The organism is Streptomyces phaeoluteigriseus (genome assembly GCF_001896135.2).
Lineage (GTDB): Bacteria > Actinomycetota > Actinomycetes > Streptomycetales > Streptomycetaceae > Streptomyces > Streptomyces phaeoluteigriseus.
In genome coordinates this window covers 759,166-776,013 of record NZ_MPOH02000015.1, presented here as the reverse complement: position 1 = coordinate 776,013, position 16,848 = coordinate 759,166, and the positions used below count along the sequence as shown (strand labels likewise).

The following is a 16,848-nucleotide window of genomic DNA, read 5'->3' as shown; positions in this document are numbered from 1 at the left end:
GTGAGCTGGTGGTGATGGGGGGTTGGGCTTCGTCGGGTGAGCTGGTGGTGATGGGGGGCTGGGATTCGTCGGGCGAGGCTGCGGCGGAATGACGCCGGCCCGCGCCGGATGAACCCGCGGCCGGCCGACTCCAGGCCCGGCTGGGCGAGCCCGCGGCGGATCGACGCCGGGATTCGTCGAGGACGGCTGCGGCGGATCGACGCCGGACCCCGCCGGACGACCCCGCCGCCGGCCGACTCCGGGCCCGGTCGGGCGAGATCACGGTCGGTCGGCGGACGGGCCGGGTCGGTGAGATCGTCACCGACCGTGCGTCGGACCCGGCGGTCCGCCCCCGTGCCGCAGGTCGTCTCACAGCTTGCCGCCGCGGACGCCGTCGCGTCGGGCCGGGGCGATGAGCGTCGAGAGGTAGGGGAGGGGCTCCCCGTCCAGTTCGGCGGCGGGGCGGATGGACTCCTCCGACAGGCCGAGCGCCGAGCCCCACACCGCGTCCTCGAGCCGCCCGGTCTCCCGCAGCGCCTCGGCGACCTCGGCGGCCTGCCGGCCGAACTTGTAGGCGACGACCGTGCCGGGCCCGGCCAGCGCGTCCTTCAGCACGGCCGACCCCGCCGTCACGGGCACCAGCGTCAACGGCTCGGTCCCCTCGGTCAGTACGGCCCCCGACCGCGCGGCGAGGTCCTGCATGGCGGTGATCCCGGGCACGGTCTCCACGACGGTGCCCGGCACCAGCTCGCCGATGGTGTGGGCGAGATACGTGAACGTCGAGTACACGTTCGGGTCGCCGATGGTGGCGAAGGCGACGCGGTCGTACCGCGCGAGCAGCTGCGCCACCCGCTCCCCGGCGGCGTCCCAGGCGGCCTCCCGCCGGGCCCGGTCGGTCCGCTCGTTCAGCGCGAACACGACCCGGACGACCTTCTCCCCGGGCACGTAGTGGAGCACGGTCGCCTCGGCGCGCCCCCGCTCCCCGGTCGCCGTTCCATCGGCCGCGGCCATCACCGGTACGACGACCACGTCGGCGGCCCGCAGAGCGTTCACGCCCTTCACGGTCACCAGCTCCGGGTCCCCGGGACCGACCCCGACTCCGATCAGCGTGCTGCTCATGACGTCCGGCACCTCTCCACGAACCGACGGGCCACACCGGGCGACGACGCCCAGTGCGTGTGCAGATAACTCGCGTGCACACCGCGTTCCACAAAGCCCTCGACCCGCTTCTCGGGAGCGAGGACCCCCCAGGCGGGAGCCGCCCCGGCGCCCGGCTCGACGACGGTCCGGTGGAACTCGTGCCCCCGCATCCGGGTCCCCGCCCGGACGAGCACGCTGTCGCCCACGGCGACGGCGTCCCGGTACCCGAGGGTGAGCCGCCCGGTCATCCGGGCCGTGGCGTCGAGCACCCCGCACATGGGCTGCCCGTCCAGCTCCCGGCACAGATAGAGCAGGCCCGCACACTCGGCGGCGACGGGCGCCCCGCTCTCCACGAGCGCGGCGACCTCCTTGCGCAGCCCCTCGTTCGCGGACAACTCGGCGGCGTACACCTCGGGAAAGCCACCCCCGACGACCAACCCGCCCGTCCCCGGTGGGAGTTGCCCGTCCCGCAGCGGATCGAAGGTCACGACGTCGGCCCCGGCCGCGGCGAGCAGTTCACCGTGCTCGGCATAGGAGAAGGTGAACGCGGCCCCACCGGCGACGGCGACGACGGGCGCCGGCTCCCCGGCAGAACGGGCCGGGTCGTCCTGGGTGGCCGAGGCCGCGGCCTCGGCCGCGTCCCAGGCCGCACCCGACAACGCGCCGGCCCCCCGGGCCAACGCCACCAGCCCCTCCAGATCACAACCGTCCATGACCTGCGCGGCCATCGCCGCGACCGCCGCGACCGCGCCGGCCCTCCCGCTCGGCCACCGGCACCAGCCCCAGGTGCCGCGACGGCGTCTCCACCGGCGCGGCCCGCCGCAGCGCGCCCAGCACCGGCACCCCCACCGACTCCAACGCCTCCCGCAGCAGCGCCTCGTGCCGGTCCGAGGCGACCTTGTTCAGGATGACGCCCCCGATCCGCACCTCCGGGTCCCAGGACACGAACCCGTGCACCAGCGCCGCCACCGACCGCGACTGCGACGAGGCGTCCACCACCAGCACGACCGGCGCCCGCAGCAGCTTCGCCACCTGCGCCGTGGACGCCAGTTCACCCTGCCCCGCGGCCCCGTCGTACAGCCCCATCACACCCTCGACGACGGCGATGTCACAGCCCCGCGCCCCGTGCAGGAACAACGGGGCGACCAGCTCGGGACCGCACAGGTACGCGTCGAGGTTGCGCCCCAACCGCCCGGTGGCGAGCGCGTGGTACCCGGGGTCGATGTAGTCCGGCCCGACCTTGTGCGGGGACACGGCGAGCCCCCGCGCGGCGAGCGCGGCCATCAGCCCCGTGGCGACGGTGGTCTTGCCGCTGCCCGAGGAGGGCGCGGCGACGACCAACCGCGGGACGGAGGACGTCACCACTCGATGCCCCTCTGCCCCTTCTGTCCCACGTCCATGGGGTGCTTGACCTTGGACATGTCGGTCACCAGGTCCGCGAACTCCACCAGCTTCCCGGGCGCGTTCCGCCCGGTGATCACGACATGCTGGTTGCCCGGCCGCTCCCGCAGCACGGACACCACCTCGTCGGTGTCGACCCACCCCCAGTGCATCGGGTAGGCGAACTCGTCCAGCACATACAGCTGGTACGTCTGCGCCGCGAGGTCCCGCTTGACCTGCTCCCAGCCCTCGCGGGCCTTCTCCTCGTTGTCCATCTGGGAGTCCCGCTGCACCCAGGACCAGCCCTCGCCCATCTTGTGCCAGGCGACGGACCCGCCCTCCCCGGAGTCCCCGAGCACCCGCAGCGCCCGCTCCTCGCCGACCTTCCACTTCGCCGACTTGACGAACTGGAACACCCCGATGGGCCACCCCTGGTTCCAGGCCCGCAGAGCGAGCCCGAACGCCGCGGTCGACTTCCCCTTGCCCACCCCGGTGTGCACGACCACCAGCGGCCGGTTCCGCCGCTGACGCGTCGTCAGTCCGTCGTCCGGTACGACACTCGGCTGCCCCTGCGGCATTACGCGGCCCTCCTCGAAGTCCCCTGCACATCCCTGACCAGCCCGGCGATCGAGTCCGCCCGCAGCTCGTCGAGCGTGACGGCGCTGCCGCCCAGCTCACCCGCGAGCTGCCCGGCGAGCCCCAGCCGTACCGGCCCCGACTCGCAGTCCACGACCACGGAGGCGACCCCGTCGGCCGCGAACAGCCGGGCCGCCCGTCCGGCGAGGGCGACGGGCTCGGGCCCGCCGGTCGCCCGCCCGTCCGTCACCACGACCACCAGCGCCCGCCGGGCCGGGTCCCGCAGCCGCTCCACCCGCAGTACGTCGTGCGCCCTGAGCAGCCCGGCCGCGAGCGGCGTCCGCCCCCCGGTCGGCAGCGACTCCAGCCGTACGGCGGCCGCGTCCACCGACGAGGTCGGCGGCAGCGCCACCTCGGCGGCCGAGCCGCGGAACGTCACCAGTCCCACCTTGTCCCGCCGCTGGTAGGCGTCGAGCAGCAGCGACAGCACGGCACCCTTGACCGCACCCATCCGCTGCCGGGCCGCCATGGACCCCGACGCGTCGACGACGAACAGCACGAGATTGCCCTCACGCCCTTCCCGCGTCGCCTGCCGCAGATCGTCCCGGCGCACCACGAGACCGCGCCCCGAGCGCCCGCGGGCCCGCTGGTGCGGCGCCGCCGCCTGCACGGTCGCCGCCAGGTGCAGCTTGGTCAGCGCCCCGCGGGGCCGCCGGGCCCCGGTGGTCCGTCCGTGCTCGGTCCGCGCACGCGAGCGGCGCCCGGCGGTGCCCTCGCCGAGGCCGGGCACGCTCAGCACCTTCGTCCGGAAGGGCTCGGCGGCACGCGCGGGCCGCTGCTCACCGCCGCCGCCCGAGGGCTGCGGCTCACCGCTGTCCCCGGCCTCGGGACGCGCCCCCGTGTCACCGCCTCGGGCCCCTCCGACGGCGGCTCCCCGCCGCCCCCGTCCGCCGCCGCCGGGCCCGTCCGGGCCGCCCTCGGGGTCGGGGTCCTCGTCGTCGGAGCCGCCGAACTCCTCCAGCGTCTCGTCGAGCTTGTCCTCGTCGAGACCGGGAGCGTCGAAGGGATTACGGCGCCGCCGGTGCGGCAGCGCCAGCAGGGCGGCCTGCCGCACGTCCTCCGCCAGCACCTCGGTCCGCCCGGCCCAGGCCGCAAGCGCCGTCGCCGTCCGCGCCATCACGATGTCGGCCCGCATGCCGTCCACCTCGAACGCGGCGCAGGTCGCCGCGATCTGCCGCAGCGCCCCGTCGCCCAGCAGCACCGACGGCAGCAGCTCGCGCGCCGCCACGATCCGCGCCCGTACGGAAGCCTCCTCCTCCGCCCACCGCCCGGCGAAACCGGCCGGGTCGTCGTCGTAGGCGAGCCGCCGCCGGACGACCTCCACGCGCTGGTCGGGCTCCCGCGAGGCGGCGACCTCGACGGTCAGGCCGAACCGGTCGAGCAACTGCGGGCGCAGCTCGCCCTCTTCCGGGTTCATGGTCCCGACGAGCAGGAACTTCGACGCGTGCCGTACCGAGACACCCTCGCGCTCGACGTACGACGCGCCCATGGCCGCCGCGTCCAGCAGCAGGTCGACCAGATGGTCGTGGAGGAGGTTGACCTCGTCGACGTACAGGATGCCGCGGTGCGCGTCGGCGAGGAGACCGGGCTCGAAGGCCTTCACGCCCTCCGACAGCGCCCGCTCGATGTCCAGCGCCCCCACGAGCCGGTCCTCGGACGCGCCGACCGGCAACTCGACCATCCGCGCGGGCCGTTCCACCCCCGCACCGGGCTCGTGCGGCCCGTCCGGACACGCGGGGTCGGGACGGGCGGGATCGCAGGAGAAACGGCATCCGGAAACGACGGGAACCGCCGGAAGCAGCACCGAGAGGGCACGCACGGCCGTCGACTTGGCGGTGCCCTTCTCGCCGCGCACCAGCACCCCGCCGACCGCCGGTGACACGGCGTTCAGCAGCAGCGCGAGCCGCAGGTCGTCCTGGCCGACGACGGCCGTGAACGGGAACGGGGTACTCACTTGTCGTCGCCCTCCAAGTCGCCTTCCAGCTCCAGGTAGGTGGCCCGGAGCCGCTCGATCGTGTCCGCGTCCGGCTCGGCCCACAGGCCGCGCTCGGCGGCCTCCAGAAGCCGCTCGGTGATGCCGCGCAGGGCCCACGGGTTGGACTTCTTCATGAAGTCCCGGTTCTCCGGGTCGAAGACGTACTCCGCGCTGAGCTTCTCGTACATCCAGTCGTCGACCACGCCCGCCGTGGCGTCGTACCCGAAGAGGTAGTCGACGGTCGCGGCCATCTCGAAGGCCCCCTTGTAGCCGTGCCGCCGCATGGCCGCCATCCAGCGCGGGTTGACCACCCGCGCGCGGAACACGCGGTGGGTCTCCTCGCCGAGCGTGCGGGTCTTCACCTGGTCCGGGGTGGCCGAGTCGCCGACGTACGCCTCGGGGGAGGCGCCCGTCAGGTGGCGCACCATGGCGACCATGCCGCCGTGGTACTGGAAGTAGTCGTCGGCGTCGACGAGGTCGTGCTCGCGGGTGTCGACGTTCTTCGCGGCGACGGCGATCCGCCTGAACGCGGTCTCCATGTCCCCGCGCGCCGCGCGCCCGTCGAGCCCGCGGCCGTAGGCGTACCCGCCCCAGACGGCGTACACCTCGGCGAGGTCGGCGTCCGAGCGCCAGTTGCGGGCGTCGATCAGCGGCAGCAGCCCGGCTCCGTACGCGCCCGGCTTGGAGCCGAAGACGCGGGCCGTGGCCCGGCGCCGGTCGCCGTGCTCGGCGGTGTCCTCGTCGGCGTGCGCCTTGACGTAGTTCACCTCGGCGGGCTCGTCCAGGTCGGCCACCGCCCGCACCGCGTCGTCGATCAGCCCGACGACGTGCGGGAACGCGTCCCGGAAGAACCCGGAGATGCGGACCGTCACATCGATGCGGGGCCGGCCCAGCTCCGCCGCCGGCACGATCGCGAAGCCGGTCACCCGGCGCGAGGCGTCGTCCCACACCGGGCGGCAGCCCAGCAGCGCCAGGATCTCGGCGATGTCGTCGCCCTGGGTGCGCATGGCGGACGTGCCCCACACCGTGAGGCCGACCGACTTCGGGTACTCGCCGGTGTCCTGGAGATAGCGCTGCACGAGCGAGTCCGCGAGGGCCTGCCCGACCTCCCAGCTCAGCCGGGACGGAATGGCCTTGGGGTCGACCGAGTAGAAGTTGCGCCCGGTCGGCAGGACGTTGACCAGCCCGCGCGTCGGCGAACCGGACGGGCCGGCCGGGACGTAACCGCCGTTCAGGGCCTTGAGGATGTGACCGATCTCGTCGGTGGTCCTCTCCAGCCGGGGCACGACCTCCGCACAGGCGAACTCCACCACCGCGACGGCGTCCGGGAGTTCGGTGCCCAGCACTTCCCCGACGAGCGCCCGGCTCTCGCCGACCGCCCATCCCCGCGCCTCCATGCCCTCCGCGATCCGCCGGCACAACTGCTCCAGCAGGTCGATCGCGTCGGCGGCCGAGCGGACGGGCCGTCGACGAGGTCCGTCAGCTCCACCGGGACCTTGACCGGCGCCCCCGGCTCGGCGAGCAGCTCCTTCTCGACGAGCCCGAAGTGCTCCGCGAGGCAGGCCCGCAGACCGGGCAGCGCGTTCGCCTGCCCTCCCCACACCTGCGAGGCCCGCAGCACGGCCAGCACGAGGTTCACGCGCGGTTCGCCGACCGGTCCGCCGCCGAGGATGTGGAGGCCGTCGCGGATCTGCACGTCCTTGATCTCGCACAGATAGCCGTCGATGTGCATGACGAACTCGTCGAACGCCTCGTCGTCCGGCTGGTCGTCGACATGCAGGTCGTGGTGCAGCTCGGCCGCCTTCACCAGCGTCCAGATCTGCGCCCGCACGGCCGGCGCCTTCGTCGGGTCCAGGTCGGAGACGAGCGCGTACTCGTCGAGGAGCTGCTCCAGCTTGGCCAGGTCGCCGTAGGTGTCGGCGCGCGCCATCGGCGGCACCAGGTGGTCGACGACGGTGGCGTGCCCGCGCCGCTTGGCCTGGGTGCCCTCGCCGGGGTCGTTGACGATGAACGGGTAGATCAGCGGGAGTTCACCGAGTACCGCGTCGGGGGCGCAGCCCCCGCTGAGCCCCAGCCCCTTGCCGGGCAGCCACTCCATCGTGCCGTGCTTGCCCATGTGGACGATGGCGTCGGCGCCGAAGCTGTTCTCCAGCCACCGGTAGGCCGCCATGTAGTGGTGCGAGGGCGGCATGTCCGGGTCGTGGTAGATCGCGATGGGGTTCTCGCCGAAGCCGCGCGGCGGCTGGATCATCACGACGACGTTCCCGAACTGGAGCGAGGCCAGCACGATGTCGTCGCCGTCGACGTAGAGGCTGCCCGGCGGCTCGCCCCACGCGTCCAGCATGCCCTGCCTGAGGTCGGGGTCGAGCCGGTCGAACCAGGCCCGGTAGTCGGCCAGCGGCACCCGCGCGGGCGCGGCGGCGAGCTGCTCCTCGGTGAGCCATTCGACGTCGTGGCCACCGGCGTTGATCAGCCGGTGGATCAACTCGTCACCGTTGTCGGGGTACTCGGTGAGCGAGTAGCCGGCTCCGGCGAGGGCGTCCAGCACCCGGACGGCCGAGACGGGCGTGTCGAGGCCGACCGCGTTGCCGACCCGTGAGTGCTTCGTCGGGTAGGCGGTGAAGACCAGCGCGAGCTTCTTGTCGGCGTTCGCCTTGTGCTTCAACCGGGCGTGCCGTACGGCGATTCCGGCGACGCGGGCGGCCCGCTCGGGGTCGGCGACGTACACCGGAACGTCGTCCGGGCCCTGCTCCTTGAAGGAGAAGGGGACCGTGATCAGCCGCCCGTCGAACTCCGGGATCGCCACCTGCATCGCCGCGTCCATGGGGGACAGGGCGGCGTCGGAGGCGTCCCAGGCGGCCTTGGACGAGGTCAGGCAGAGCCCTTGCAGGACAGGCACGTCGAGATCGGCGAGGGCCCCGATGTCCCAGGCCTCCTCGTCGCCGCCGGCCGAGGCCTGCGAGGCGTGCGTGCCGCCCGCGGCGAGGACCGTGGCGACCAGGGCGTCCGCCGCGCCGAGGATCTCGTACAGGCCGGGGTCGGCGTCGCGCAGCGAACCGCAGTACACCGGGAGGGCGTTGGACCCGGTGGCCTCGATCGCGTCGCAGAGCGTGTCCACGAACGCGGTGTTGCCGCTCAGTTCATGGGCGCGGTAGAAGAGCACACCGACGGTCGGACGGCCGTCCTGGAGCACGCGGTCCCCGTGGACGCCGTACCCGGGCATCCTGCGCGGCTCCTCGAACCCCTCGCCCGTCAGCAGCACGGTGTCGGAGAGGAACCGCGCCAGCTCGGTGAGGTTGGCGGGACCGCCCTCGACGAGATACCTGAGCGCCTCCGCCACCACACCCGCGGGCACGGACGACTCGGCCATCAACTCCGCGTCGGGCACCGCCTCCCCGCCGAGCAGCACCGTGGGGATGCCGGACGCCCTGAGCGCGGCGAGCCCGTCCTCCCAGGCCCGCTTCCCGCCGAGCAGCCGTACGACGGCGACGTCCGAGCCCTCGATCAGGCCCGGCAGCTCCTCCGCGACGTCCACGCGGGTCGGATTGCCGATCCGGTACGTGGCACCGGTGGCGGCCCGGGCGCCAGCAGATCCGTGTCGGCGGTCGACAACAACAAGACTGTGCTCATGCGGGCGCTCCCGGTGGAATGAATGGCAGTCCTTGCGGCGCGCCCGACTCGATGAGCCGCCACAGCGCGTCCGTGTCCGCGTGCTGTTCGATGAGGTCGCCGAGCCGGTCGAGCTGCTCCTCGCGCAGCGCGGCGAACGAGGTGTCGGCGGCCGGCACGAAACGGCGGCCCGCGGCGGCCGCCACCTCCCGCAGGAACGCCCGGCGGAAACCGTCCGACTCCAGTGAGCCGTGCCAGTGGGTGCCCCAGGTCTGTCCGACCCGGCAGCCGTCCAGGCTGCGTCCGCCGCCATCGGAGATGAACGTCTCGCCGCCCTCGACCTGTGCGACCCCGTGATGGATCTCGTACCCCTCGACGTGCTCGCCGAGGGCCTCGCCGACGGGCCGGGTGAGCGTCTTCTCGCGGGCGAACCGCACCCGGACGGGAAGGACGCCGAGCCCGTCGACATGACCCAGCCGGCTCTCGACCTCGTCCTCGATGTGCTCCCCGAGGACCTGGAAGCCGCCGCAGATGCCGAGCACCGGCCGGCCTTCGAGGGCTCTGCGCTTCAGCGCTTCCGCCAGCCCCCGCTCCCGCAGCCACTCCAGCGCCCGGACCGTCCCCCGGGTCCCCGGCACGACGACCAGATCGGCGTCGGCCAGCTCCTCCGGCCGGTCCACGAACCGCACGACCACGCCCGGTTCGGCGGCCAGCGCGTCCACGTCGGTGAAGTTGGACATGAGCGGCACCGCGCACACGGCGACCCGCAGCACGTCCTCCCCGACGGGCGGGGAGACGTTCGACTCCCGGACGGTGCCGCGCAGCGACACCCGCAGCCCGTCCTCCTCGTCGATCCCCAGCCCGTGCCGGAACGGCAGCACGCCGTACGTCCGCCGCCCGGTCAGCCCGTACAGCATGTCCAGGCCCGGCTCCAGCAGCGAGACGTCACCGCGGAACTTGTTCACGAGGAACCCGGCGACCAGCTCCTGGTCCTCCGGCGAGAGCAGCGCGACGGTCCCGAAGAACGAGGCGAAGACCCCGCCCCGGTCGATGTCCCCGACCACCAGCACGGGCAGCCGCGCCCCCCGCGCGATGCCCATGTTCACGATGTCGGTCCGCCGCAGATTGATCTCGGCGGGACTCCCCGCCCCCTCACAGATCACCGCGTCATACGTGCCCCGCAACTCGGCGAGGCAGTCGAGGACGGTTCCCAGGAGTTTCTGCTGCCGCCCCCCGTGATAGCCGCGCGCGCTCATCTCCCCGACCGGCTTCCCGAGCAGCACGACCTGGCTGCTCCGCTCACCGCCGGGCTTGAGCAGCACCGGGTTCATCAGCGCGGTCGGCTCGACCCGGCAGGCCTGCGCCTGCATGGCCTGCGCCCGCCCGATCTCGGCACCCTCACGGGTCACGAACGAATTGAGGGACATGTTCTGCGCCTTGAAGGGCGCCACCTTGACCCCCTGCCGCACCAGCCATCGGCAGATCCCGGCCGTGACGACGCTCTTGCCCGCGTCGGAGGTCGTGCCGGCGACGAGGAGACCCCCGCTCATGACGTACGCCCCTTCGCTCCCGCGGCGAGGACGCGCGCGGTGATGACGCGCCCGGCGACGGTGACGCCGAGCGCGAGCAGACCGACACGGCGGGAGAGCCGCGCGGCACGTTCGATGTCCTGGGGCACGACGGCCCGCCCCCGCTCCCCGTTCAGCACGGGCCGGTGTTCGACCCGCCCGCCGTACGACAGCGTCCCGCCGAGGCGCACCCCCAGGGCACCGGCGAACGACGCCTCCACGGGACCGGCGTTGGGGCTGGGATGCCGGTGCGCGTCGGCCCGCCAGGCCCGCACCGCACCCCGCGGATCGCCCCCGGCGACGGCGGCGAGTACGGCGGTCAGCCGCGCCCCCGGCCAGCTGGCGACATCGTCCAGCCGGGCGGAGGCCCACCCGAACCGGCGGTGGCGTGGCGACCGGTGACCCACCATGGCGTCCAGGGTGTTGACGGCCCGGAACCCGAGCAGCCCCGGCACCCCGCCGACGGCTCCCCACACCAGGGCGCCCACGACCGCGTCGGAGGTGTTCTCGGCGACGGACTCGACGACCGCGCGGGCGACGCCGTCGGCGTCCAGGGACTGCGGGTCCCGCCCGCACAGGTGCGGCAGCCGGGCCCGCGCGCCGTCGACGTCCCCCGCTTCCAGGGCACGCCCGATGGTCCGGGCCTCCCGTACCAGCGAGGTCCCTCCGACGACGGCCCAGGCGGCGGCACCGGTCAACGCGACGGAGGCGGCGGGGGAGCGGCGTACGGCGCGTGTGGCGGCGGCCCCGAGGGCCACGGCGCCACCGGCGCACACGGCGGTGTACAGGGCGCCCCACCCGCGGTGGTCCCGCCACAGCACCCGCTCCACGCCGGTCGCGGCCCGCCCGAACACGGCGACCGGATGCCCCCGGCGCGGATCGCCGAGAAGCAGGTCCCCCAGGAGGCCGGCGGCGGCACCGTACGCGTAGCGGCGATCGGCACCCACCGGCTCAGCCGGCCGACGGGTCGGGCAACGACCTGGTGCTGAACCTCGAACGGCAGCCGAGCATGGCGATATGTCCTCACTCAGGGTGTCCACGCCCTGGTTCGACGAGACCGGCGACGAGAGTTCCTGGCTCCCGGGGGTGTCTACCCCGGTGACAGTGGCGGGACCGCGCCGGATTCACACCGGCTTCCTCTTCTGTCGCCGTACATGGCTCCGGCAGTCCACCACGTGCCCGGAACGGCCGTCAACTCGCCGTTGACCTGCGACGGGACAGTGTGCAGAACCCCACACACCAGCGGTCACGGCCGTCACGCACGCGTGGGGCGCGGGACGGTGATCCGTCCCGCGCCCCACGCGCGTGTGCGCCGTCCGTCAGGCGACGATCAGCGAGATCCCGTACGCCACCGCCGCGGCGCACGCCGCGAAGCACGCGTACGCGCCGGTGACCGCCAGGGTGGCGGAGGCGCCCTGGACCGCGGCCCGCTCGCGGCGGGAGAGGCCCATGATGCCGAGGGTGAACAGGGCCACGAGGGCCACGGTGATGACGAGGCTGACGCCGAAGACGGAGCCGAGAGCCGCCCAGTCGATCTTCATGCTGCTTCTTCCTTCGTACAGGTGGGGGCGGGACTCAGACGCTGGTGGTGGCCGGCGGGGCCGATTCCGCCACGGGGGCGGAGATGGTGGCCGTCAGGTCCTCGGTGACCGTGCCCACCGGGGGCGGGGTCACGGCGGCGATGGCGGCGGTCACCACACCGGGCGGCTCCTCGGACACGTCGACGACGTTGGTGTGGTCGATGATCTCGCGGCGCGAGATCTTCCAGATCGCGGCGCTGGAGGCGACGAGGAACACCGCGACGAGCGCCGTGCCCCAGTTGCCGAAGCCGGTCACGTACTCGGCGAGCGCGGCGACCAGGGCCGCGGCCGGCAGCGTCAGGCCCCAGGCGACGAACATCCGGGTGGCGGTCGACCAGCGGACGACCCCGCCCTTGCGGCCCAGGCCCGCGCCCATCACCGATCCGGAGACCGAGTGCGTGGTGGAGAGGGAGAAGCCGAGGTGGGAGGAGGCCAGGATGACGGTGGCCGCGCTGGTCTGGGCGGCGAAGCCCTGCTGCGGCTCGAGGTCGGTCAGGCCCTTGCCCATGGTGCGGATGATCCGCCAGCCGCCGAAGTAGGTGCCGAGCGCGATGGCCAGACCCGCGGACAGGATGACCCACAGCGGCGGGTCGGAGTCGGGCGCGACGGCGCCGCCGGCGACCAGGGCGAGGGTGATGATGCCCATCGTCTTCTGCGCGTCGTTGGTGCCGTGGGCCAGCGAGACCAGGCCCGCGGAGGCGATCTGGCCGGTGCGGTAGCCCTTCGCGGCGGCCTTGCCGTCGGCCTTCTTGCCCAGCGTGTACGACAGCCGGGTCGCGAGCATCGCGGCGAGGCCCGCCACGATCGGGGCGGCGATCGCCGGGATCAGGACCTTGGTGACCAGCACGTCACCGTGGACCGCGCCGACACCCGCAGAGGCGATGGTGGCGCCGATCAGGCCGCCCATCAGGGCGTGCGAGGAGCTGGACGGGAGCCCGACCAGCCAGGTCGCCAGATTCCAGAGGATCGCGCCGACCAGCGCGGCGAAGATGACCTCGGGACGGATGCCGGTCTCGTCGACGAGACCCTTGGAGATCGTGTTCGCGACCTCCACGGAGAGGAAGGCGCCTACAAGGTTCAGTACGGCGGACATGGCCACCGCGACCTTGGGCTTGAGCGCACCGGTCGAGATGGTGGTGGCCATCGCGTTGGCGGTGTCGTGGAAACCGTTCGTGAAATCGAACACGAGTGCGGTTATTACCACAATCGCGAGGATCAGCGAGAAGCTTTCCATTTACCCAGGCAATCGTTCGAGGTCATTGGCTGGATGAACGTAGGTAACCTGAGTGAACGGAAGGTGAACTGGACAGGGCGTCACGGTGTCCACAATCGGCGGGACTCGCTCCACTCCGCCCCGACGCCCCAGACGCCGCACGGGCCGGGGTCTCGAGCCCACGTCTTCGGGGGCCCGCAGGGCCGGGAAAGAGACGTTGGTCACCTGGCAGGATCACGGCATGACCGACCAGCGACGCGACACCCACGACCTCCACGACGAAGAGGTCGCACACGCCTGGCAACAGCTCGTGGCCACGGCCCGCCGCACCGTCGCCGACCGGCTCGTCGTCGGCACCTCCGGCAACGTCTCGGTCCGCGTCGGGGACCTCGTCCTGGTCACCCCCTCGGGCGTCCCCTACGACCGCCTCACCCCCGACGACGTCACCGGCGTCGACCTCGACGGCCGCCAGGTCCTCGGCACCCTCGTCCCGACCAGCGAACTGCCCATGCACCTCGCCGTCCACCGCACCACCGACGCCCGCGCCGTCGTCCACACCCACGCCGTGCACGCCACCGCCGTCTCGACCCTGGTGAGCGAACTCCCGCCCGTCCACTACATGACGAGCGCTCTCGGCGGCCCCGTCCGCGTCGCTCCCTACGCGACCTACGGCACCGAGGAACTCGCCCGCAACCTCCTCGACGCCCTCACCGACCGCACGGCCTGCCTCCTCCAGAACCACGGCACCCTCACCTACGCCTCCACCCTCGACCAGGCCTACGACCGCACGGCCCAGCTGGAATGGATGTGCCGGCTGTGGCTGACCGCGGCGTCGGTCCCGGGCCACACCCCGAACCTGCTGACGGAGGAGCAGCTGAGGCAGGTGGGGGAGAAGCTGAGCGGCTACGGCCAAAGACGACCTGAGCCGAGGTCCGCCCACCAGCACCCGCCGCCCATGACGCCCTGAACCCCACCACTGGCCGCGAAGGGGATCGGCCAGGACACTGGACCAGTGCGCACAGTCACCGCAACCGCAGTCACCGCAGCGGCGCCCTCGCCGCCGGCGCGGCGAGCGTGGCCGTAGGCCGCCTCGCCAGCGACGCGGCGCTGAAGGCGTCACCCGGCCGCCCCCTGCCCACCGAACCCCGGCTCACCGTGCACGGCACAGCGGCCGGCCAGGTGGCCCTCACGCGCGACCTCGCCGCCCTGCGCCCCGGCACGTACGGCCTCGCGGGAAACGGCTCCCACGCGGTCGTCGGCCCCGTCCTGGCCACCGCCCCGCACTCCGCCGACACGGTCGTACGCCGCCTGGAGCGCGTCACCCACGGCACCCTGAGCGCCGGCGACGCGGTGTGGCTCACCCCGAACCTGCACGTCGGCAACCCGGACACCGCGCTCGGCCTCGACCACGCCGACGTCGACGTGCCCGGCGAGCTGGGCCCGCTGCCCGCATGGTTCGTCCCCGGCGCCCGCCGCACCTGGGTGATCGCCGTGCACGGCCTCGGCACCACCCGCGAGCACGCCCTGAACCTGACCGGCTTCCTGCACCGCCGCCGCTTCCCGGTCCTCGCCCTCGCCTACCGCGGCGACCTGGGCGCGCCCCGCTCCCCGGACGGCCTCAACCACCTCGGTGAGACCGAGTGGCGCGACCTGGACGCGGCGATGCGCTACGCCGTCCGCTACGGCGCCGAACGCATCATCCTGTTCGGCTGGTCCACCGGCGCCACCATGGCCCTGCGCGCCGCCGCCCGCTCCGGGCTGCGCGACCTCGTGTCCGGGCTGGTGCTGGACTCTCCGGTCCTGGACTGGCAGGCGACCCTGCGGGCCCTCGCCTCCGCCCGGCACACGCCGGGCCCGCTGCTGCCGCTGGCCGTCCGCGCCGCCGAGGGCCGCGTCGGCCTGAACGCCGGCACCGCCGACGGTGTCGCCGACCCGGCCCGGCCGGCCGTACCGACCCTGGTCTTCCACGGTCCCGACGACGAGGTGGCCCCCTGGGCGGCCTCCCGCCGCTTCGCCGCCCGCCGCCCCGGACTGGTCACGCTCCACCCCGTCCCGCACGCCCCGCACGCCGCCATGTGGAACCGCGACCCGGCCGCGTACGAGGAAGCACTGCGCCGCTTCCTGACCCCTCTGATGTGAGGCACCGGAGCGCACCGCGCCCCTCCGGTGCCCCGAGCGGTCCCCAAGGTTCCGTTTAAGGCTGTACCGCTGGCCTGAACACGCTTCCTCACCGCTCCCCGAACCCCGTGCGTTGGCCAGCCCCGTAGCCCGCCGTGACATTCCGTTTGGGTTTTCGGACCGTCAACCGGAAGACTGCACCCGTGACGTCCCGTATCCCGCGCGACTCCAGGCTTCGACTCGTCCGCCCACGACCCCTGGCCGCCGCCCCCTCAGCTGTGAACCAGCGGCGCCCCCGCCGCCCCGCACCCCGCCCGCCGGAGGGCACTCCCGCCCCGGCGGAGCTGGCCAGAATGGCGCGCTCCGGTCTGGCGTCCGCGGCTCGTGTCGCCCGCTGGGCCGACAGCGCCCTCGGCCCCGGCCGGGACGCCGCGACCGACGACGGCAAGGCCACCCTCTCCGCCACGACCGCCGAACGCGCCGCGTCGGATCTGGGACTGACCACGGCTCAGGTCCGCGCCGACTGGGACACCGCCCGCCTCGCCGGCCTCGTCGAGGTGCACGGCGACAGCGCCCGCCCCGGCTGGCGGCTGCGCGCCTGGAACCGCGACGACAGCGCCGTCCTGCGCGGCTGGGTCGCCCTCTTCGACGCCTGGTCGCTGGCCACCCCGGAACCCGCCGACCAGGAGCCCGGCGCCGTCGCCGAGGTCGTCTCGGCCATGCCGCAGGTGCTCTCCTTCCTCCAGCTGTCCGCCGGCCCGGTCCCCGTGGACCAGCTCCTCGACCTGCTGCGCCAGCGCGTCACCGAACTGCGCACCGAGCGCTGCGAGGTCTCCTACGGCCCCGAGGACGGCGGCACCACGAGCCCCAGGCCGCAGGGCCCCTCCGCCGACGCCGACCCGGCGGAGCCCGCCCGCGCGGCCGAACTCGCCCCCCTCCTCGACTGGGCCCTGCACGCCCTCGCCTCGGTGGGCGCTCTCACCTGCGGCGACGGCCACGCCACCCTCACACCGCTCGGCAGCTGGGCGGTCTGGGTCAAGCTGGAGCAGATCTGCGTCGCCGCGCAGAGCCCCGCCGGCAACATCGAGGTCGCCGCCGAGGAGATGCTCCGCGGCTGCGCCCAGCTCCGCCCCAACGCCGCCCGCGCCGAGTACCGCGCCTGGCTCGCCGCCCGTCCCGTCGGCAGTGCCGTCGGTGACCTGCTCGCCGCCGCCCGCGGCGAGGACGCCCTGCTGCGCGGCCTCGCCTTCGAGGCGCTGCGCGTCGTCGGCGCCCCCGCCGAGCCCGACGTCCGGGCCGTCGTCGAGGAGCCCGCCCTGCGGCCGTACGCCCTGCTGTGGCTGGCCGAGCACGACGGGGTGGACCCCGAGGACGCCCACGAGGTGCTCACCCGCGAGGAGGCCACCTGGCTGTGGGTCGACACCGCCGCGGCCGTCGCCGACCACGGTGAGGCACCGATGCTGGTACGGCATTTGGAGTCCGCGCTCCAGCCGACCGTGCCCGCGCTGCTCGCCGAGGTCCGCTCCGTCGGGCATCCGCGCACCGTGCAGGTCCTGGTGGCGCTGGCCGCCGCGCACCCCGACCCGGCACTGGCCAAGGCCGTCCGCCGGGCCGCCTTCCAGGTCCACACCGGGGGCTGAACCCGGCGCC

Annotated in this window: 9 protein-coding genes, 3 pseudogenes and 1 riboswitch; of the genes and pseudogenes, 3 read left to right on the top strand and 9 right to left on the bottom strand. The window is 73.9% G+C overall.

The annotated features are described in order from the left end of the window. Positions 1 to 348 precede the first annotated feature (348 nt). The 9 genes and pseudogenes from cobI to BM536_RS21400 form a co-directional block, all read right to left on the bottom strand. Positions 349 to 1,098 carry a precorrin-2 C(20)-methyltransferase gene (gene cobI, locus BM536_RS21440; protein WP_073497491.1) on the bottom strand — a complete coding sequence of 250 codons (750 nt, stop codon included), beginning with the start codon at positions 1,096 to 1,098 and terminating at the stop codon, positions 349 to 351. Further along, positions 1,095 to 2,484: pseudogene (locus BM536_RS21435) on the bottom strand (cobyrinic acid a,c-diamide synthase CobB). Before BM536_RS21435 ends, cobI begins: the two are co-directional and overlap by 4 nt. Beyond that, positions 2,478 to 3,077, bottom strand: coding sequence for a cob(I)yrinic acid a,c-diamide adenosyltransferase (gene cobO, locus BM536_RS21430; protein WP_073497481.1), 600 nt, complete (start codon positions 3,075 to 3,077; stop codon positions 2,478 to 2,480). Before cobO ends, BM536_RS21435 begins: the two are co-directional and overlap by 7 nt. After that, a complete protein-coding gene (locus tag BM536_RS21425) occupies positions 3,077 to 5,089 on the bottom strand; it encodes a putative cobaltochelatase (RefSeq protein ID WP_094103347.1) in 2,013 nt (670 codons plus the stop codon). Before BM536_RS21425 ends, cobO begins: the two co-directional genes overlap by 1 nt. Further along, a pseudogene (cobN, locus tag BM536_RS21420) lies at positions 5,086 to 8,740 on the bottom strand (cobaltochelatase subunit CobN). The gene BM536_RS21425 and the pseudogene cobN overlap by 4 nt, the downstream one beginning before the upstream one ends. Then, positions 8,737 to 10,269 (bottom strand): cobyric acid synthase, encoded by a 1,533-nt coding sequence (locus BM536_RS21415; RefSeq protein WP_073497483.1) that lies wholly within the window; start codon positions 10,267 to 10,269, stop codon positions 8,737 to 8,739. Before BM536_RS21415 ends, cobN begins: the two are co-directional and overlap by 4 nt. After that, positions 10,266 to 11,234, bottom strand: a complete 969-nt coding sequence (locus tag BM536_RS21410; RefSeq protein ID WP_073497485.1) for a cobalamin biosynthesis protein — start codon at positions 11,232 to 11,234, stop codon at positions 10,266 to 10,268. The genes BM536_RS21415 and BM536_RS21410 overlap by 4 nt, the downstream gene beginning before the upstream one ends. Positions 11,235 to 11,335: 101 nt before the next feature. Then, positions 11,336 to 11,475, bottom strand: a riboswitch (cobalamin riboswitch). Positions 11,476 to 11,606: 131 nt separating this feature from the next. Next, entirely contained in the window at positions 11,607 to 11,828 is a 222-nt protein-coding gene (locus tag BM536_RS21405) for a hypothetical protein (protein WP_073497487.1), read from the bottom strand. Positions 11,829 to 11,862: 34 nt separating this feature from the next. Beyond that, complete coding sequence (locus BM536_RS21400; RefSeq protein ID WP_073497489.1) at positions 11,863 to 13,101, bottom strand: inorganic phosphate transporter; 1,239 nt, start codon at positions 13,099 to 13,101, stop codon at positions 11,863 to 11,865. A 220-nt stretch (positions 13,102 to 13,321) separates the two neighbouring features. Here BM536_RS21400 and BM536_RS21395 point away from each other — a divergent pair, with 220 nt between their 5' ends. The 3 genes and pseudogenes from BM536_RS21395 to BM536_RS21385 all read left to right on the top strand — a co-directional run bounded on the left by BM536_RS21395 (position 13,322) and on the right by BM536_RS21385 (position 16,838). Next, positions 13,322 to 14,047, top strand: a complete 726-nt coding sequence (locus BM536_RS21395) for a class II aldolase/adducin family protein (RefSeq protein WP_073497492.1) — start codon at positions 13,322 to 13,324, stop codon at positions 14,045 to 14,047. 45 nt (positions 14,048 to 14,092) lie between these two features. Further along, positions 14,093 to 15,219, top strand: a pseudogene (locus BM536_RS21390) (alpha/beta hydrolase). 182 nt (positions 15,220 to 15,401) lie between these two features. After that, positions 15,402 to 16,838, top strand: coding sequence for a hypothetical protein (locus BM536_RS21385; RefSeq protein WP_211362923.1), 1,437 nt, complete (start codon positions 15,402 to 15,404; stop codon positions 16,836 to 16,838). The last annotated feature ends 10 nt before the right edge of the window (positions 16,839 to 16,848 follow it).

Excerpts from the sequence above, each read along its gene's own strand:
- cobI (WP_073497491.1), bottom strand. The coding sequence starts at position 1,098 with ATGAGCAGCACGCTGATCGGAGTCGGGGTCGGTCCCGGGGACCCGGAG.
- cobO (WP_073497481.1), bottom strand. The coding sequence starts at position 3,077 with ATGCCGCAGGGGCAGCCGAGTGTCGTACCGGACGACGGACTGACGACG.
- BM536_RS21415 (WP_073497483.1), bottom strand. The coding sequence starts at position 10,269 with ATGAGCGGGGGTCTCCTCGTCGCCGGCACGACCTCCGACGCGGGCAAG.
- BM536_RS21405 (WP_073497487.1), bottom strand. The coding sequence starts at position 11,828 with ATGAAGATCGACTGGGCGGCTCTCGGCTCCGTCTTCGGCGTCAGCCTC.
- BM536_RS21400 (WP_073497489.1), bottom strand. The coding sequence starts at position 13,101 with ATGGAAAGCTTCTCGCTGATCCTCGCGATTGTGGTAATAACCGCACTC.
- BM536_RS21395 (WP_073497492.1), top strand. The coding sequence starts at position 13,322 with ATGACCGACCAGCGACGCGACACCCACGACCTCCACGACGAAGAGGTC.